Genomic DNA, 16542 nt, shown 5'->3' on the forward strand with positions numbered 1-16542 from the left:
CGATACTCAAAGCCCATTGTGGCATCCCGAGCCCGCGAAAAGAAGCTGCGCCGCGGGGGAGGCGACCCAAATGGCTTTCTCATATCGTCTTGGCCAGGATTGAGCTGATGTGGTTTCGCACGGTGCCTTCGCCCATATAGGCGGTGGCGGCAATCTCCTTGTTATCGAGGCCGCGGGCAATGAGCTCGGCGACCTCGAACTCGCGGTCGGTCAGGCTGACGAAGGCCGCGGGCCGGCGGGTCGTGCCCACCTCGACGCCCGCCCCATCAAAGTTGATATCCTCGATCGCCTTACCCTCGAGCACGCGTTTGCCGTCCATGACCTGGGCCAACGCCGGCGGAATGGCAGCGACATCGGTTTTGATCAGGTAGCCGCGGGCACCCAGTTTGAGCGCCGACACAATGTACTCGTCATCCGAGAATGTCGTCAGAAACACCACGCGCGCCGCAGGGTCGCGCTCAAGGATCTCGCGGGCCGCCGAAAGCCCGTCGCGCCCCGGCATCTGAATGTCGAGCAGCGCGATATCGGGTGCGTGTTCGGCATAAAGAGCCACTGCGTCGTTGCCGTCGGCGCCGGTACCCACCACCTCGATCTGCGGCTGGGCGCCCAGGATTATCTTGAGCGAATCGACCACCAAGCGGTCGTCGTCGACAACGATGAGCCTCATCGACCCTCATCTCCTTGCTGTTTGGGAACGGTGGCAAACACACGCCAGCCGCCGGCGCCGGCGCGCGGGCCGGCGGTGAAGGTGCCGCCAAGCGCCTCGACGCGCTCGCGCATGGAGCCGAGCCCCATGCCTCCTGTGACGTTGCGGCCGCTTGCTTGAGCCCCGCCTGCGCCATCGTCGGTAACGATGAGCTGGTAAAACGACGGATGCTCCATGCATCGTACGGTGACAGCATGGGCGCAAGCATGGCGTATGGCGTTGGAAAGCGCCTCGCGCAGGACCGCCGCAAAGCAGTTGGCGACATTTGCGGGCGCATGCTCGGCCAAAACCTCAAGTTCAATCTGCGGCCCGCCATCTGAGCGCGCGCCCTCCACGATGCGCTCGAGCTGTACGGAGAGATTCGCCGCGTTGTCGTTGAGCGCGTGGACGCTCGAGCGCACGAGCTGAAGCGCTTCGTCCACGGTGCGCTTGACGTCAGCGAAGTCGGCGGCGACGCCGGGCTCGTTGGCGTGGACCACGCGTAGGGCCTCGGTTTGCAGCGAGGCGCGCGTGAGCTGGTGCCCCACGTTATCGTGGATCTCGCGTGCGATGCGGGCGCGCTCGGCGAGCGTTGCGAGCTCGACCTCGTAGTCCTGGCGGTCGGCAAGGTCGCGGTTGCGCGCCTCGAGCGCGAGGGCTCGCTCCTGCAGCTCGTCGCGGGTGCGACGCATGCGCTCCTGCTCGCGCTCCAGCTGAGCGGTGCGCAGAGACAGCAAGGTGGCGGCGACTGAAAGGATGGCGGTCAACAGCAGCGCACGGGTGGGAAGCGCGCCGGCGTGGGCATATGCGACGAGTGCGCAGACAAAGATGGCGCCGGCGCCCAGCGCGACCCAAACGTGTTCACGGCGCACGCGTCGCGCGATGTCATAGAGGGCGAGGGGCGCAAACGGCACAAACGACGGCACAAAGACGGCCACCATAATGTAAGCGTAGCTCGCGGCCTCACCGGCGCGGCGGGCACGTTCGCCTTGTGCAATTTCCGTAAGCGAGGCGACTGCGACGCCAAGACAAAACGCCGCGACCAAGCAAGCGTCCACGGCAAGGCCCATTGCGGCCGCAATGCAGCACGCCAGCACGATCGATTTGTCGAATAGCCTGTTCATACGGGTATTGTACGCGATGGTGCGCGCGACGATTGCTCAGGCGCCGCAACCGTGACATTCCTCCCGCCCGCCCCCGCCGCACTCGTGACAAAGCTCACTGGTGCGCGCCGCCCGCACCTGCGATGATGCAATCGTACCGGGCCGCAATCAACGGAAGGGCCACCTCATGACAGACATCGTCCACGTCGAAAACCTCGTCAAGCGCTACGACGATCTTATCGCGCTCGACCACTTTAACCTGAGCATCGCCCCCGGCGAGATCTTTGGCCTGCTGGGCCCCAACGGCTCGGGCAAGACCACGTCCATCAACTGCATTCTGCAGCTGCTCGCCTACGATAAAGGCACCATCGAGTTGTTCGGCGAGCCCATGACGCCCACGCGTTACGACCTCAAGCGCCGCATCGGCGTGGTGCCGCAGCAGGTGGCGGTGTTCGACGAGCTTACCGTCCGCGAGAACATCGACTATTTCTGCAGCCTCTACGTCAACGACCGCAAGCGCCGTCGCGAGCTGGTCGACGAGGCCATCGACTTTGTCGGGCTGGGCGACTTTGCCAAGTTTCGCCCCGGCAAGCTCTCGGGCGGCCTGGCGCGTCGCCTCAACATCGCTTGCGGCATCGCGCACAAGCCCGAGCTCATCTTCTTCGACGAACCCACGGTGGCCGTCGACCCGCAGAGCCGCAATGCCATTCTGGAGGGCATCTGCCGCCTGCGCGACGAAGGCGCCACGGTGGTGTATACCAGCCATTACATGGAGGAAGTCGAACAGATCTGCAGCCGCATCATGATCATGGACGGCGGGCGCGTACTGGCGCAGGGCACCAACGACGAGCTCAAGCGCATGATTCAGATGGGCGAGCGCGTGACCGTCGAGGTCGGCGCCGTCGAGCTCGCCACGGTCGAGCGACTGCGCGCCCTCGAGCACGTGCTTTCGGTTGAGCTTTCCGGCGGCGAGCTCATCTGCACCTGCGAAGCGAGCCCGCACAACCTGGTTGACATCCTCGACACGCTGCGCACTGCCGATGTGGCGCTCGGCCGCGTGTGGAGCGAGCCGCCGACCCTCAACGACGTGTTCCTCGAGATCACCGGCCGCGAGCTGCGCGACTAGGGGGGCGGCCATGTTCAACACCATTATCATTACGGTCAAGACGCTGCTGCGTCGGCCGAGCACGTGGGTTTGGGGCGCGATCTTTCCCGTCGCGCTTTCCACGATGTTCATGTTTATGTTTGCGAATCTGAGCTCCGACGGCACGGTCGACCCGGTGCCGGTGGCCGTCGTGGCGGATGAGGCCTGGGGCGCCTCGACCTTTAAGGACGTGGCGACGTCGCTTGCCAAGGAAGGCGACGACCAACTGCTCGAGATCCACGAGTGCGACGATGCAGTCGATGCGAACCGTGCTCTTAAGGCCGGCGAGGTCGCGGGCATCTATGCGGTCGACGACGCGGGCACGCCCAAACTCACGTTGCTATCGAGTTACGACAGCTCGCGTGCGACGTCGGTGCTCACCGACCGCAGCATCCTGGAGACGGTGGCAAGCTCGTATACGCAAAATGCCGAGCTCATGCGCCAGATTGCCCAGGACAACCCGGCGGCGCTCGCCGACCCGGAGGCGGTTGCGCGCGCCCTGTCGCTCGAAGGCGGCACTCGCCGTGTGAGCCTGACGCGTGCCACGCCCGATGGCACGGTCATCTACTACTACGCGCTCTTTGGCCTGGTCGCGATGATGTCTGCCGAGTTTGCCGCCTTGAGCGTCGTCGACCTGCAGCCCAATCTGTCTGGCCTTGGTGCGCGTCGCTGCGTGGGTGGCCTTTCCAAGACGGCGTCGCTGGCCGGCATCTTTGTGGGCGCGTGGTTGGTTTCCTTTGTCTCGATGACGATCGCGATCGGCTACGTGCGCCTGGTCGTGGGGGTCGACTTTGGCGGGCGCGAGGGGCTCTGCCTGGTGGGCGGCGCCGTGTCCGCGCTTGCCGCCACGGGTCTGGGCCTTTTTGTGGGCACGCTTCCCGTTAAGGGCGGCAAGGCGTCCAAGTCGGGCATCCTCACAGGCTTTGCCACCACGTGTGCCCTGTTCGCCGGGCTTTATGGCGAGCCGGCGATGGCGCTTGCCGACGACGTCGCCCGCGCCTGCCCGGCCGAGAGTTGGCTCAATCCCGTCAAGCTCATCTGCGACATGTTCAACCGCTTGTATTTCTTTGAGGACCTGGGTCCCTTTGCCGTTCGCGCTGGCGCGCTGGCCCTTATGGCGTTGCTGTTCGTTGCCGCCGCCACGCTGATCTTTGGAAGGAGCCGCTATGAGCACCTTTAAGACCGCGCTTCGCATGGCACTGGCGCACCCGTTCTACCTGCTCATCTATACGGTGTTCATCTCGCTCATGGGCGTATTCATCGCGGCATCGGTGAGCTGGAACTCGTCGCAGCTCACCGAGTACGAGCCCTACGACACCAACGTGATCGTGGTCGACCGCGACGACAGCGACCTTTCGCGTGCGCTTACCAAGCACCTGGGCTCGCGCTTTGATCTGGTCACGGGTATCGGCGAGGACACCTACGACCTTGCGGACGCGCTCTCCAAGAGCAACAGCGCCAAGGGCAGCGCCGATTGCGTGTTCTTTATCCCGGAGGGGTTTGAGGGCGACCTCGTTGCAGCCGCCCGTGCGGGGGAGTCCCTGCCCAAGCTCGATGTGACCTACGGTGCCGGCACCATGGCGGCGGCGCTTTCGTCTGCCGAGGCCTCGCGCTGGATCTCGCTCGCGGGCGCTGCGGCCGCACTTGATCCTACTGCCTCCGACGGTGACGTCGCCAAGGCCGCCGAGCATGCCGCCGTCAAGCGCGCGGAGGTCGAGATTGAGCAGGTCAAGGTCGACTCGACAGCCGCCTCCACGCTTGAGTCGTACTTCAACTTTGGCACGTACGCGATTATCTCGTCGGTCATCGTATCGGTGGGGCTGGTGTTCTCGGGCATGAACGAGCCCGAGCGCGTGCGCCGCTCGGAGGCCAGTCCGGTCTCCGAGCGTCAGCGCTCGCTTGCCGTGTTTGCGGCCGCCGCCGTGCTCGCCGTCTGCATCTGGTTTGTGTCGAGCATGATGGGCGTCGTGGGCTTTGCCGGCGCGGTCGCCGAGGTCGGCGTGGGTCGTGTATGCCTGGCACTGGCGGCAACGTTTGCCCTGGCGTGCACGCCGCTGGCCGTTGGCTTTGCGTTGTCGAGCCTGGGCGCGCGCGAGGAGCTGCTCAACGGTGTGGGCAACCTGCTTGGCATGCTCATGACGTTTTTGGGCGGCGCCTGGATGCCGCTGTCGCTGATGGGCCCGGCCGTTCAGACGGTGGCGCACTTTGTGCCGACGTATTGGGTGAACGACGCAATCGGCAAGGCGCTCTCGTCGGACCTGACGTCCACCGTGCTGGGCGACATCGTCTGCGATCTGGGCGTCACGGTGCTCTTTGCCATGGCCATCGCCGCCGTAGGCCTAGCCCTCACTCACGCCAAATCCCACGCCTAGCCACCTAGTCATTGGGTGCTCATTGGGGACAGACTTAAACGACCAAGGGTGGTCATTGGGGACAGACTTAAACGACTAGTCATCGGGGACAGTCTTTGCCGATTCGCCGGCTCGCCGGCAGGGTTGGCAAGGGCTGTCCCCAGCTGCCGGCAGGAAAGGAACGTCCCTAGCCGCCAGGTGGCGAGGCACTCATTTAAGTCCGTCCCCAATGAGTGGTTTCAGTCATTTAAGTCTGTCCCCAATGAGTAGTCACTCATTTAAGTCTGTCCCCAATGACTAGGCGCCGTACTTGACTTTGACCCCGCTTTAACGGGTACCATCCTCTATGTCTGTAACGCCATATAGACCGAGGGGATATATATGACCGCAACTTCACCCACAGCACCCGCTAAGGTGTACTTCACCAACTTGCGTACGCATGCTCGCGAGAGCCAGCTCGACAAGCTCAAGCGCCTCATCCGCCGCGCCGGTATTGAGCAGATCGACTTTGAGAACAAGTTCGTCGCTATCAAGATTCACTTTGGCGAGCTGGGCAACCTGAGCTTTTTGCGCCCCAACTACGCCCGCGCCGTCGCGGATGTCGTGAAGGAGCTGGGAGGCAAGCCTTTCCTCACCGACTGCAACACGCTCTATGTCGGTAGCCGCAAAAACGCGCTCGAGCACATCGATACCGCTTATCAGAACGGCTTTACCCCGTATGCCACGGGCTGCCAGATCATCATCGCCGACGGCCTTAAGGGTACCGACGAGACGCTCGTCCCGGTCGAGGGCGGAGAGTACGTGCGCGAGGCCAAGATCGGCCAGGCGCTCATGGATGCCGATATCGTGATTAGCCTCACCCACTTTAAGGGCCATGAGCAGTCCGGTTTTGGCGGCGCCATGAAGAACCTGGGCATGGGGGGCGGTAGCCGTGCGGGCAAGATGGAGCAGCATGCCGCCGGCAAGCCGAACGTCGCGACCGAGCACTGCATTGGCTGCCGTGCCTGCGAAAAGATCTGCGCGCACAACGCTATCTCGTTCGACGACACCCGCGAGCGCGAGCTTGCCAGCGGCGCTACTCGCACGGTGCACGTGGCTGCCATCGACCACGATCGCTGCGTGGGCTGCGGACGCTGCATCGGCGTGTGCAACCAGGACGCCATCAAGCCCGTCTATGACGCCGCGGCCGACGTGCTCAACTGCAAGATCGCCGAGTACACCAAGGCCGTCGTCGACGGCCGCCCGAGCTTCCACATCTCGCTTGCCATGGATATCAGCCCCAACTGTGATTGCCATCCCGAAAACGATACGCCTATCGTCAACGATATCGGCATGTTCGCGAGCTTCGACCCGGTCGCCATCGACCAGGCCTGTGCCGATGCCGTCATGGCGTCCGAGCCGCTGCCCAACACCGAGCTCACCGATAGCGCGGCCAAGATGGAGCATAACCACGAGCATCTGGAGGGCGAGCAGGCGCGTGACCCCTTCTGCATCACGCATCCCGACACCGACTGGCGCGCGTGCATCGCGCACGCCGAGAAGATCGGCCTGGGCACGAGCAAGTACGAGCTTATCGAGGTCAAATAGCGCCTAGCTATTGGACAATATAAGCGCCTTTGTGGCGTAATTCGAGCAAAAGCCGCCCGCGAGCACAGCGCTCACGGGCGGCTTTCCGGAAGTATGCGGCAAATTTCGAGACCGCCGAGCACACGACATTTTTTGGCAACAAAACCCCTGATAAATTGTTGGTAAAACTGCGGTCTGGTCGGCAGTTCCAGATTTTGCCGCATACTTCCGAAGGCGGGAGCCAAAACGGTCCTCCAGCGCTGTAATCAACCATGATTGTTCGCCGTTGATGCGTCAACAAGAAAAGAATGGGTAAACAAGGGGTCACGTATGGTGCAAATTTCGCACGTACCCAGACGCTTTGATATAGTGTTGAGAACTCTTTACGTTGGAGGATGTAACCGGCATGTCCGATTCGAGCGACAGTTCTAAGCCGCGACCCAAGACCGCGGCCGTTCCACACTACACGGTGGGTGAGGAGATCATGAACTCCGTCACCCATGGTGTCGGTTGCCTGCTGGGCATCGCGGGCCTGGTGCTCCTGATCGTATTTGCCGCTCTTCGCGGCGGAGGCCCGGCTCACATGGCCGCGGCGATTGTCTATGGCGTCAGCATTATCCTCGAATACCTAGCCTCTACGCTCTACCACGCGATTCAGCCCGCACGCGCCAAGCGCGTGTTTCGCATCATCGACCACAGCTGCATCTACCTGCTCATAGCCGGCAGCTATACGCCGTTTTGCCTCATCACGCTCGCAAACGATGGCGGCCCTATGCTGTTCTTTGCCGTATGGGCCATCGCCATTATCGGCATCGCCCTCGAGTGCTTTATGCGCGAGCGTCAACCGCACTGGGTAAGCGGCCTGGTCTACCTGCTGATGGGCTGGCTCGTCGTCTTTAAGCTGCCCGAGCTCGTGTCGCTGCTCAACCCCGTGGCACTTGCCCTGCTCGCTGTCGGCGGCGTGTGCTACACCGTGGGCGTGCCGTTCTACATCGCTAAAAACGTGCGCTACCTGCACAGTGTGTTTCACTTGTGGGTGCTCGCCGGCAGTATCTTCCAGTTCATGGCGGTGATCCTCTTCGTAATCTAGCGATCACGTCTGTGCCTGCGGACCCATCCAAGCGGCCGCCGGACGCAACTGCCCTATCCGTTATCTACGCTTACTACCTAACGTCCCGAATCTTGGAGGTTCGAGAAACTCCCGATGGACATAACCATCTCCCTTATCACCACCCTCGTTTTGACCCTCATCAACGGCTACTTCTCTATGTCCGAGATGGCGCTCACCACGGCAAAGCGCGCCGTGCTGGAGCACGAGGCCGAGGAAGGCGACAAACGCGCCGAGCGCGCCGTTAAGCTGGCTGCCGACTCCGACCAGCTGCTCGCCACCATCCAGGTCGCCATCACGCTCGTGGGCTTTGCCTCGTCCGCCGTCGCCTCGACGAGCTTGTCCGACCCGCTCGCCACGTGGCTCATGAGCTTTGGCATCGCGCCGCTCTCTGCCATCGCGCGCGGACTGGCGCCGGTCATCATCACCGTTGCGGTCGCCTTCGTGTCCATCGTGATTGGCGAGCTTGTGCCCAAGCGCATTGGTCTGGCCAATGCCGAAGGCGTGTCCAAGCAGGTCGTGGGGCCGCTGTCGTTTTTCCAAAAGATCGCCCGTCCGCTCGTGTGGCTGACTGGTGCTTGCTCCGATGGTCTGGCCCGCATCCTGCGCATCAAGAGCGCCGACGATCGCCAAAACGTCTCGGAGGAAGAGATTAAGTACATGGTCTCGGAGCAGGACGACCTGCTCGACGAGGAAAAGCGTATGATCCACGAGATCTTCGACCTGGGCGATACCGTTGCCCGCGAGGTCATGGTGCCGCGCGTGGACACCACCATGTGCGAGGACGACGAGACGGTCGCCGACGTGCTGTCCACTATGCGCCAGACCGGCTTTAGCCGCATCCCCGTCTATCACGAAGATCCCGACAACGTGGCGGGCATCGCGCACATCAAGGACCTGATTCAGCCCTCGCTCGACGGCGAGGGCGACCAGCCCATCGCCGGTTATTTGCGCGACGCCACCTTTGTGCCCGACACCAAGGACATCCTGCCGCTGCTGTCCGAGATGCAGACTTCGCACGACCAGATCGTGGTGGTCGTGGACGAGTACGGCGGCACGGCTGGCATCATTACCATCGAGGACATCGTCGAGGAGATCGTGGGCGAGATCGAGGACGAATTCGACCCCGACAACAAGTACCTCACGCGTCTTTCGCGCCGTGAGTGGCTCGTCGATGGGCGTTTTTCGTGCGATGATGCGATTGAGCTTGGTTGGCCGCTCGAGGAAAGCGATGATTATGAGACCATCGCCGGCTGGATTTTGGAACTTTGCGACTCGGTGCCCGACATCGGAGAGGTGTTTGAGGTTGCAGGGTACAAGTTCAAGGTGCAGTCGATGCGTGGCCAGCGCATCTCGCTTATTCGCGTGATCGCTCCGGCCGAAACCGATAAGAAGGATTCCGAGTCCTCGGCAGATAATCCGGCGACGCCGGGCGCGGGCTCTGCGGGCCCGCACGACGGCGACGAGTAGGGCAAGGAAGAGTAGGGGAGAGTTATGGCAGGCCTGTTCAACATCCTTAAGGTCACCGTCAGCGAGGACAAGATCTGCGCGCATGTGCTGGTGAACCCCGGCATGCCGCTCATGACCTCGGAGGACATCGAGGCCACGGCGCGCGTGTATTACCTGGTGCCCGCGATTGCCAAGCACCTGTGCCTAGGCGATTCCGGTCGTGAATTCCAGGACTGCATGGGCCAGACCGAGCTTTGCCATCTGCTGGAGCACGTGACAGTGGAGCTCATGAACGAGACCGGTCTCGCCGGCAGCATTTCGTGCGGCCGTACCCGCGTAAGCGAGCACGATGAGCGTGTCTTTGAGGTTGAGCTTTCATGCCCCGATGACGCGCTGGCCATCGGCGCGCTGTCTTCGGCGACCTTTATGATGGACTGGGCTTATCTGCACGCCGACCAGCCTGCCCCTGACGTGGAGGGCACGGTCGCGGGCCTGCGCAACCTGGTGCTGGGTATGCGCGCCGAGGCCGAGGGCAAGGATCCGCACGAGGCCATCGCCGCCGCAAACGCCGAGGATGTGGCCGAAGGCGAGGCTCCTGCCGATTCCGAACCCGGCGTCGAGGCAGCTGCTGAGGAAGCTGTCGAGTCCGAGCCCGCGGAGCCCCAGGGTGTCCCGAGCTTTGACGATGAGCTGCAGGAGGCAATCGATACCGAGGGCGCGACCGCCGAGAGCCACGAGGCCCCCGCTGCCGTCTACGGTGGCGCGGCGACGGTTCCGACAGGCCCCGCACAGGAAGGTGCGCTTCCGCTCGTTGATGGCGCCGGCGAGGACCCGGCCGCCACGGTGGCCATGCCTGCCATACCGCAGGAGTAGGCTCACTCGCTTATCACCATCATGTACCTGCGCTTTTACCGTACGCAGATGAGCGCGACGGCAAGTGTTGCGCTGCGGGTATAATGGACAGCATTCAAACGGTGGGCATCGAGGTGCCCGCAGGAGAGGAATGATCATGGGAAAGACTTTCAGCTTTGTTTCCGGTGCGCTCTTTGGCGCTGCCGCCGGCGCTATCATCGGCGTTGCTCTGGCCCCGCGCTCGGGTGCCGAGACCCGTGCCATGGCCGCCGATATCGCCAACGATGCCTGGGACAACATGCGCGACACCTACGAGCACGGTGCCGAGGAGGCTCGTGCCGCGGTCAACGACTTTGGTCCGATGGTCGACGCCAAGACCGATGACCTGCGCGCCAAGGTCGACCTGGCCCGCGAGCGCATGGACCAGCTTCGCGAGCAGCTCAACGACGCCATCTCGGGCGGCAACGTGACGCCCGCTGCCGACGTCGTGGTCGAGAACGTCACTGAGGCCGACACCGAGGCCACGGAGCCCTCGACCGAGGCATAATGCGCGCAGGGGATTTTGTCGGCGTCAAGGTTTATCGTAAGCCTGCCGAAGACAAGCGCACCAAAAAGGACGGCACGCCGCGCAGCCCCAAAAAGCTCGGCAAGATTCACTTTCCGGTCTTTACCCCGGGCGGTACGCGCGTGGTGGGCTTTATGGTTCGCCAGTCCGATATCGCGGGCATGATCGAGCGCCCCGATCGATTTGTGGCGCTCGATGCCATCGGCGTCTATGAGGGTGCTGTCGCGGTCGACGATGTCAAGGGCACCTACGATGCCGCCGCGGCCAAGCGCCTCGATATCAACCTGGACGATTGCATCATCTGGGTTGGCATGGACGTGCGCACGGAATCGGGCGACGTCGTGGGCTACTGCTCGGACGTTGAGTTCAAGCCGCGTTCGGGTATCGTGCAGACGTTCTACGTGACCGCCGGCACTGCCTCGAGTGTGCTGGTGGGCGACACACAGATGCCGCCGACGATGCTGCTCGGCTACGAGAACGGCGCGATGATTGTCTCGGACGAGGTCAAGTCGCTCGGGTATTCGGGTGGCGCGGCCGCCAAGGCTGCCGAGGCCAGTGTCGTGGTGGGTGATAAGGTCAAGAAGGGCGCCAAGGTGCTCGATGACAAGGGATCGGCCGCCGTGGACAAGGGCAGTCGCGCACTGGGCAAGCAGCTCGGCAAGACGCGCGGTATGTTCAAGGCCTTTAAGGACGAATATCAAAAGGCGAGCGGGGGCTCGTCAAAAGCTAGCAAATAGCGACGTACCAAATGATGGGGGGCGAGCCGGAGACATGTTGCTCCGGCTCGCTGTGTTTATGGGGGAGGGCACATGCGCCAAAACGGATCTAACTTAAACGGGCGCTCGGGTGCGCGTCCGACGGCGCGACGCGACCTGGGGCAGCTGCCCAGCGGTCAGCGTCGACGTCGCCGTAAACCCGGCGCGATGTACCTCAACCATAGCCGTGGGTTTAGCGATCGCAGCGCGCGCATCGGCAACGGGCGCTCACCGCGCCGACCGTCCCGCCTGCCCTATGCGCTCATCGCTGTCGGCTGTGCGCTCGTGCTGTTTATCGCTGCCGTCGTGGGCTATGTCAATCGCAGCGTGGACATTGTGCTCAATGGGGAGCAGGCTTCGGTGCGCGTGGGCTCCACGTTGCAGAACCTTATCGATGATCAAGGCCTGACCGACACCTACGATGCCGGCGACTTGTTGGCTGTCGACGATAGCGTGCTTACCCGCCGTGGCGGCGAAAAGCTGTCGGTGAAGGTGGACGGCAAACGGGTGAAGCAGGGCAAGTGGAATAGCCGCGAGCTAACGGGCGGCGAGAAAGTGACGGTCAAAGACGGCCGCGACACGTACGAGAAGCACGAGGTCCAGGTCACGACCATTGAGCCCAAGTTGAAGGTCGAGGGCACGGGCGCTATCGAATACGTTAAAACCTGGGGCGTTCGGGGCCGCTCCGAGGTATGGGTCGGCGAGCAGTCGGGCAAGACGCAGGACCGCGGCGAGGTCGTGCCCGCCACCGACTGTGTAGTCGAGTGCGCGAGCGTAGCGCCCAAGGGCAACGAAAAGTACGTGGCCCTGACATTTGACGAGGGCCCGAGCGGCGCGACCAAGCAGGTCTTGCAGGTGCTCAAGGAAAAGGGCGTCACGGCGACGTTCTTCCTTTCGGGCGATGCTGCGGAAGCCTCGCCCGCTACTGCCAAAGCGATTGTCGATGCCGGATGCGAGATCGGCTCCAACAGCTACAGCGATGATTCGCTCAAGGGCAAGGATCGCGAGGCGGTGCGCAAGCAGATCACGAAGGGCACCGAGGCGATTAAGTCGGCGACCGGCGTCGAGACGATGTTGCTGCGTGCTCCCTACGCCGCGTTTGACGAGCAAAACTGGATCGATGCGATGGACCTGGTGTCTGCCGTGGTCTCGTGGAATATCGATTCGGGCGACTGGCTGCTCAACGGCGCCGACGAACAGGTTTCGACAGTGCTCGAATCGGTGACTCCGGGCAACATTGTTTTGTTCACCGATAGCGACGAGTGCTCCGAACAGACGCTCGAAGCGCTGCCGCAGATCATCGATGGCCTTGTCGCCAAGGGCTACAAGATCGTGACGCTGAGCGATTTGGTTAAGACGGATACGTCGCTGAGCAAAAAACTCACCTCGCTAACGAAGACTTCCATGCCCAAGAACGCCGTGTTTCCCCAGCTCGCCGAAGATAACGACACCACAGACTAGTCACGGGGGACGTTTTTAAACGACTATGTCACGGATGCGTCAGCGTTTGGTATGCCTGCGATGTTTGGAGCATAAATTTGGCGTCACGGCGCGATGCTGATGCTATAGTTACTGCGGATAACAAGGGTCAAGAGAAAGGTTGCAGGTGAAATCCAAACCTCGACCATACAGTCGATGACCCCTTGCAGGTGCTTCTTGCGCATGCACGGGGTGTGAGCGCCGAGCGGTGTGCCGCCCGCGCATGCGTATACATATCTAAAAGTCCACGGATGGCGTGCCGGCATGGCCACGGTCCGAAGGAATAATGATGGGGAGCACCAGTGAATTATCTGAGTGAGATGCTCAAGCTGCCGGTCTTGGACGTCGATGGCGAAAAGCTCGGCGTTGTGAACGATTTTGGCATTGCTACCGGCGAAGTTTTTCCGCACGTGACGTCGCTCGCGTTCCGCGGTCCCGGCAAGACGCCGTTTATGATCAGCTGGCGAAAATGGGTCGACCGTATCGACGAGACGGGCGTATACCTTAAGACGTCGGCTACCGAAATCCGTTTTTCGTACCTGCAGCCGACCGAACTTTTGCTCGCGCGCGACGTGCTCAACAAACAAATCGTCGACACGCAGGGCATGAAGGTTGTGCGCGTAAACGACATCAAGTTTTCCATGTCGGGCGAAAATCAGCTGCGCCTGCTGGGTGCCGAAGTCGGTGCCCGCGGTCTGCTGCGTGCAATCAGCCCCGCTCTTGAACATGTCGTCGAGGGCTTTATGAAGCACCTGGGCAAACCGCTCGGCGAGGACATCATCGCCTGGTCCTACATGGACCTGCTCGATCGCTCGACTAAGAACATCCAGCTGTCGGTGTCGCATAAGACGCTCGGCGAGCTGCATCCTGCCGACATTGCCGACATTATCGAGCAGCTCGATCCTCGCCTGCGCGCGCAGGTGTTCGCGCAGCTCGACACCGCCCAGGCCGCCGAGGCCATCTCGGAGTTCGATGACGACGAGCTCATGACCGAGATGCTCGAGGGCCTGTCCGACACGGATGCGTCGTCGATGCTGGCCATGATGGACCCGGACGACGCCGCCGACCTGATCGACGAGCTCGATTACGAGAAGGCCGAGAAGCTCCTGCGCCTGATGGGCGTTCAGGAGGAGAAGGCGATTCGTAACCTGCTGGGCTATGAGGAAAACACTGCCGGCCGCATTATGACCTCGGAGTTTGTCTCCCTGCCTGCCACGGCGACGGTCGGTGACGCCATCGAGGCGATCCGCAAGCTCGACGAGGATTTCGAAAGCGTCTACTACGTCTATACCGAGGATCCGAGCGGTATGCTGACCGGCGTGCTCTCGCTGCGCACGCTGATCGTGGCCGACCGCGACGCCACGCTGGGCCAGCTGGCCTACCGCGACCTGGTTTATGTGTCGCCCGACGAGGACCAGGAAGACGTAACGGACGAGATGACCAAGTACGACCTGGTCGCCATCCCCGTCTGCGATGAGAACCGCCACATCTTGGGCATTGTGACCTTCGACGACGCCATGGACGTTATCGCCGAGGAGCACCAGGAGGACCTGCAGATCGCAGGCGTCGGCTCGGGCGATAGCGCGTCCGACGACTCGACGAATGTGCTCAGCTGGTTTGTGCATCGCCAGTACTGGGTTGTCGTGTGGGGCATTGCCTCGTGCATCATGGCGGCAGTGCTGGGGACGGCGCTGGGCTCCGCGCATCTGGTGGTGTTCCCCATGTGCGCCATGCCGCTCGTGCTGCTGGCTGCCTCGCGTATGGTGTCGTTCGTCAAGAACTACTTCCTGGAGTACGACGGCCATGACGATGAACCCAAGCCGTATCTGGGATTCTTCTTCCAGAGCACGGGCATGGGCCTGATCCTGTCGCTCGTGACCTACCTGTGCGCTCAGCTGGTGCGCACCACGGCGTTCCCCGACGCGCCCATGCTTGAGGAGCAGCTCTTTACCGGCTGCTTTAACATCGCGGCCACCGTCTGCCTGATTGGCAACATGAGCGCTGTGATTTACCTGATGGTGCTGTTCTGGCGCGACGAGCACGACCTCAATACGTCGGGTACCGCCATGAACGTCATTGCCGTCATGATCTCGTGCGTGGCGTACTGTGCCGCTGCGGTGCTGCACACCATGTCGGTCATGGGTTAGGTGGTCGCGTGCAAAATAGCAAGCAAAAGCAGGGCACCAAGCAAAAGCTGACCATCGCGGCCATCTTTGGTGCCATGGGTCCTGGCCTTCTGGCGGCGCTTTCGGGCAATGACGCCGGCGGCATCGCCACGTATTCCAGCGCCGGTGCCAGCTATGGCTACAAGATGCTCTGGATGCTTCCCGTCATGACCGTGCTGCTCATCGTGACGCAGGAGACCGCGGCACGTTGCGGCTGCGTGACGGGCAAGGGCCTGGCCTCGCTCATTCGCGAGCGCTTTGGCGTGCGCAAGAGCGTGCTGGCCATGGCGGCGCTGCTGATTGCCAACACAGCCGTGACCATTTCGGAGTTTGCGGGTATCGCGAGCGGCCTTGCCCTCTTTGGCGTGCCGGCGAGCATCTCGGTGCCGCTTGTGGCGCTGATGGTTTGGATGCTTACCATGTCGGGTAGCTTCCAGCGCATCGAGAAGATTCTGTTGCTGGTGAGCTGCGTGTTTGTGACCTACATTGTCGCTGCAATTATGGCTGGTCCCAGTTGGGGCGAGGTGGCGGTCGATCTGGTTGTACCCAACATTCAAAATGACCCCAGCTACGTGTCGCTTGTGGTCGCGACGATCGGTACCACCATCGCGCCCTGGATGATTTTCCTGGCACAGAACAACGTGGTCGATAAGAATGCGGGCGAGGACGATATCGTGTTGCAGCGCATCGATACCGTGAGCGGCTCGATTGCCGCCGATGTCATTGCCGGTTTTATTATCATCACGACCGGTACGGTATTGTTCCCCGCGGGCATTCAGATTAGCGATGCTGCAGACGCTGCCCGCGCGCTGGAGCCCATTGCGGGCCAGTGGTCCACGGTGCTGTTTGCCTCGGGCCTGGTCGCGGCGAGCTTCTTGGCCGCCTGTGTGCTGCCGGGCGTTACGTCCAGCGCTATCTGCGAGGCGTTTGGCTGGGAACGCGGTGCCGATCGCAGCTGGGACGAGGCCCCGGTCTATCGCGGCATCATTACGGCAATCATTGGCATTTCTGCCGTGCTGGTGCTCATGCCCGGCGTCGACCTGTTCCAGATTATGATGACCTCGCAGGTCATCAACGGCGTGTTGCTGCCCGTGGTTCTGGTGTTCCAGGTGGTTATTGCCGCCGATCGACACATTATGGGCGCCAACCGCAACGGCCGTGTGTGGAATGTGCTCACTTGGGCGACTATCGGCGTTATTACGGTGCTGACGGTCGTCATGTTTGTTCTGCAAGCGATGGGTTACAGCGCGTAGCGCCTCTCTTGGACTCTAAACAGGCCGCCGCCATGGGCTGCGGCCTGTTTTTGTCTGCTATAGGGTG

The 16542-nt window shown here is 62.2% G+C and carries 14 protein-coding genes; 12 read left to right on the plus strand and 2 right to left on the minus strand.

The features are described 5' to 3' along the window. Nucleotides 1–79 precede the first annotated feature (79 nt). Together ACTNDJ_RS06285 and ACTNDJ_RS06290 are read right to left on the minus strand one after the other, a co-directional pair. Nucleotides 80–667 carry a response regulator gene (locus ACTNDJ_RS06285; RefSeq protein WP_441063937.1) on the minus strand — a complete coding sequence of 196 codons (588 nt, stop codon included), beginning with the start codon at nt 665–667 and terminating at the stop codon, nt 80–82. After that, entirely contained in the window at nt 664–1809 is a 1146-nt protein-coding gene (locus tag ACTNDJ_RS06290; RefSeq protein ID WP_441063936.1) for a sensor histidine kinase, read from the minus strand. The genes ACTNDJ_RS06285 and ACTNDJ_RS06290 overlap by 4 nt, the downstream gene beginning before the upstream one ends. A gap of 166 nt (nt 1810–1975) precedes the next feature. Between ACTNDJ_RS06290 and ACTNDJ_RS06295 the strand changes: the two genes are divergently transcribed. From ACTNDJ_RS06295 to ACTNDJ_RS06350, 12 genes are all read left to right on the plus strand, one after another. Continuing rightward, nucleotides 1976–2914 (plus strand): ATP-binding cassette domain-containing protein, encoded by a 939-nt coding sequence (locus ACTNDJ_RS06295; protein WP_441063934.1) that lies wholly within the window; start codon nt 1976–1978, stop codon nt 2912–2914. A gap of 10 nt (nt 2915–2924) precedes the next feature. Further along, complete coding sequence (locus tag ACTNDJ_RS06300) at nt 2925–4112, plus strand: ABC transporter permease (protein ID WP_441063933.1); 1188 nt, start codon at nt 2925–2927, stop codon at nt 4110–4112. Beyond that, nucleotides 4099–5304 carry an ABC transporter permease gene (locus ACTNDJ_RS06305; RefSeq protein ID WP_441063932.1) on the plus strand — a complete coding sequence of 402 codons (1206 nt, stop codon included), beginning with the start codon at nt 4099–4101 and terminating at the stop codon, nt 5302–5304. Before ACTNDJ_RS06300 ends, ACTNDJ_RS06305 begins: the two co-directional genes overlap by 14 nt. A 360-nt stretch (nt 5305–5664) precedes the next feature. Then, nucleotides 5665–6870 carry a DUF362 domain-containing protein gene (locus ACTNDJ_RS06310; protein ID WP_441063931.1) on the plus strand — a complete coding sequence of 402 codons (1206 nt, stop codon included), beginning with the start codon at nt 5665–5667 and terminating at the stop codon, nt 6868–6870. Between the two features lie 385 nt (nt 6871–7255). Further along, nucleotides 7256–7939: a PAQR family membrane homeostasis protein TrhA gene (gene trhA / locus ACTNDJ_RS06315; RefSeq protein WP_427747617.1), complete on the plus strand. Its 684-nt coding sequence runs from the start codon at nt 7256–7258 to the stop codon at nt 7937–7939. Between the two features lie 114 nt (nt 7940–8053). Continuing rightward, on the plus strand, nt 8054–9427 hold the full coding sequence (locus ACTNDJ_RS06320) for a hemolysin family protein (RefSeq protein WP_441063929.1): 1374 nt from the start codon (nt 8054–8056) through the stop codon (nt 9425–9427). A 24-nt stretch (nt 9428–9451) separates the two neighbouring features. Beyond that, entirely contained in the window at nt 9452–10279 is an 828-nt protein-coding gene (locus ACTNDJ_RS06325) for a cyanophycin synthetase family protein (protein WP_441063928.1), read from the plus strand. Between the two features lie 136 nt (nt 10280–10415). Beyond that, nucleotides 10416–10805, plus strand: coding sequence for a YtxH domain-containing protein (locus ACTNDJ_RS06330; protein ID WP_154516595.1), 390 nt, complete (start codon nt 10416–10418; stop codon nt 10803–10805). Beyond that, the gene (locus ACTNDJ_RS06335; RefSeq protein WP_441048966.1) at nt 10805–11560 is read left to right on the plus strand and encodes a PRC-barrel domain containing protein; all 756 of its coding nucleotides are present in this window, start codon (nt 10805–10807) and stop codon (nt 11558–11560) included. Before ACTNDJ_RS06330 ends, ACTNDJ_RS06335 begins: the two co-directional genes overlap by 1 nt. 72 nt (nt 11561–11632) lie before the next feature. Next, a complete protein-coding gene (locus ACTNDJ_RS06340; RefSeq protein ID WP_441041526.1) occupies nt 11633–13039 on the plus strand; it encodes a polysaccharide deacetylase family protein in 1407 nt (468 codons plus the stop codon). A gap of 320 nt (nt 13040–13359) precedes the next feature. Further along, nucleotides 13360–15204 (plus strand): magnesium transporter, encoded by a 1845-nt coding sequence (locus tag ACTNDJ_RS06345; protein WP_441063927.1) that lies wholly within the window; start codon nt 13360–13362, stop codon nt 15202–15204. Between the two features lie 74 nt (nt 15205–15278). Beyond that, nucleotides 15279–16475, plus strand: coding sequence for an Nramp family divalent metal transporter (locus ACTNDJ_RS06350; protein ID WP_427747655.1), 1197 nt, complete (start codon nt 15279–15281; stop codon nt 16473–16475). Nucleotides 16476–16542: the final 67 nt, after the last annotated feature.

Origin of the sequence: Collinsella sp. HCP3S3_D1 (assembly GCF_052064015.1) — a bacterium.
Classification (GTDB): Bacteria; Actinomycetota; Coriobacteriia; order Coriobacteriales; family Coriobacteriaceae; genus Collinsella.

Excerpts from the sequence above, each read along its gene's own strand:
- ACTNDJ_RS06295 (WP_441063934.1), top strand. The coding sequence starts at position 1,976 with ATGACAGACATCGTCCACGTCGAAAACCTCGTCAAGCGCTACGACGAT.
- ACTNDJ_RS06310 (WP_441063931.1), top strand. The coding sequence starts at position 5,665 with ATGACCGCAACTTCACCCACAGCACCCGCTAAGGTGTACTTCACCAAC.
- ACTNDJ_RS06305 (WP_441063932.1), top strand. The coding sequence starts at position 4,099 with ATGAGCACCTTTAAGACCGCGCTTCGCATGGCACTGGCGCACCCGTTC.
- ACTNDJ_RS06290 (WP_441063936.1), bottom strand. The coding sequence starts at position 1,809 with ATGAACAGGCTATTCGACAAATCGATCGTGCTGGCGTGCTGCATTGCG.
- ACTNDJ_RS06350 (WP_427747655.1), top strand. The coding sequence starts at position 15,279 with ATGGGTCCTGGCCTTCTGGCGGCGCTTTCGGGCAATGACGCCGGCGGC.
- ACTNDJ_RS06320 (WP_441063929.1), top strand. The coding sequence starts at position 8,054 with ATGGACATAACCATCTCCCTTATCACCACCCTCGTTTTGACCCTCATC.
- ACTNDJ_RS06340 (WP_441041526.1), top strand. The coding sequence starts at position 11,633 with ATGCGCCAAAACGGATCTAACTTAAACGGGCGCTCGGGTGCGCGTCCG.
- ACTNDJ_RS06335 (WP_441048966.1), top strand. The coding sequence starts at position 10,805 with ATGCGCGCAGGGGATTTTGTCGGCGTCAAGGTTTATCGTAAGCCTGCC.
- ACTNDJ_RS06300 (WP_441063933.1), top strand. The coding sequence starts at position 2,925 with ATGTTCAACACCATTATCATTACGGTCAAGACGCTGCTGCGTCGGCCG.
- trhA (WP_427747617.1), top strand. The coding sequence starts at position 7,256 with ATGTCCGATTCGAGCGACAGTTCTAAGCCGCGACCCAAGACCGCGGCC.
- ACTNDJ_RS06325 (WP_441063928.1), top strand. The coding sequence starts at position 9,452 with ATGGCAGGCCTGTTCAACATCCTTAAGGTCACCGTCAGCGAGGACAAG.
- ACTNDJ_RS06330 (WP_154516595.1), top strand. The coding sequence starts at position 10,416 with ATGGGAAAGACTTTCAGCTTTGTTTCCGGTGCGCTCTTTGGCGCTGCC.
- ACTNDJ_RS06285 (WP_441063937.1), bottom strand. The coding sequence starts at position 667 with ATGAGGCTCATCGTTGTCGACGACGACCGCTTGGTGGTCGATTCGCTC.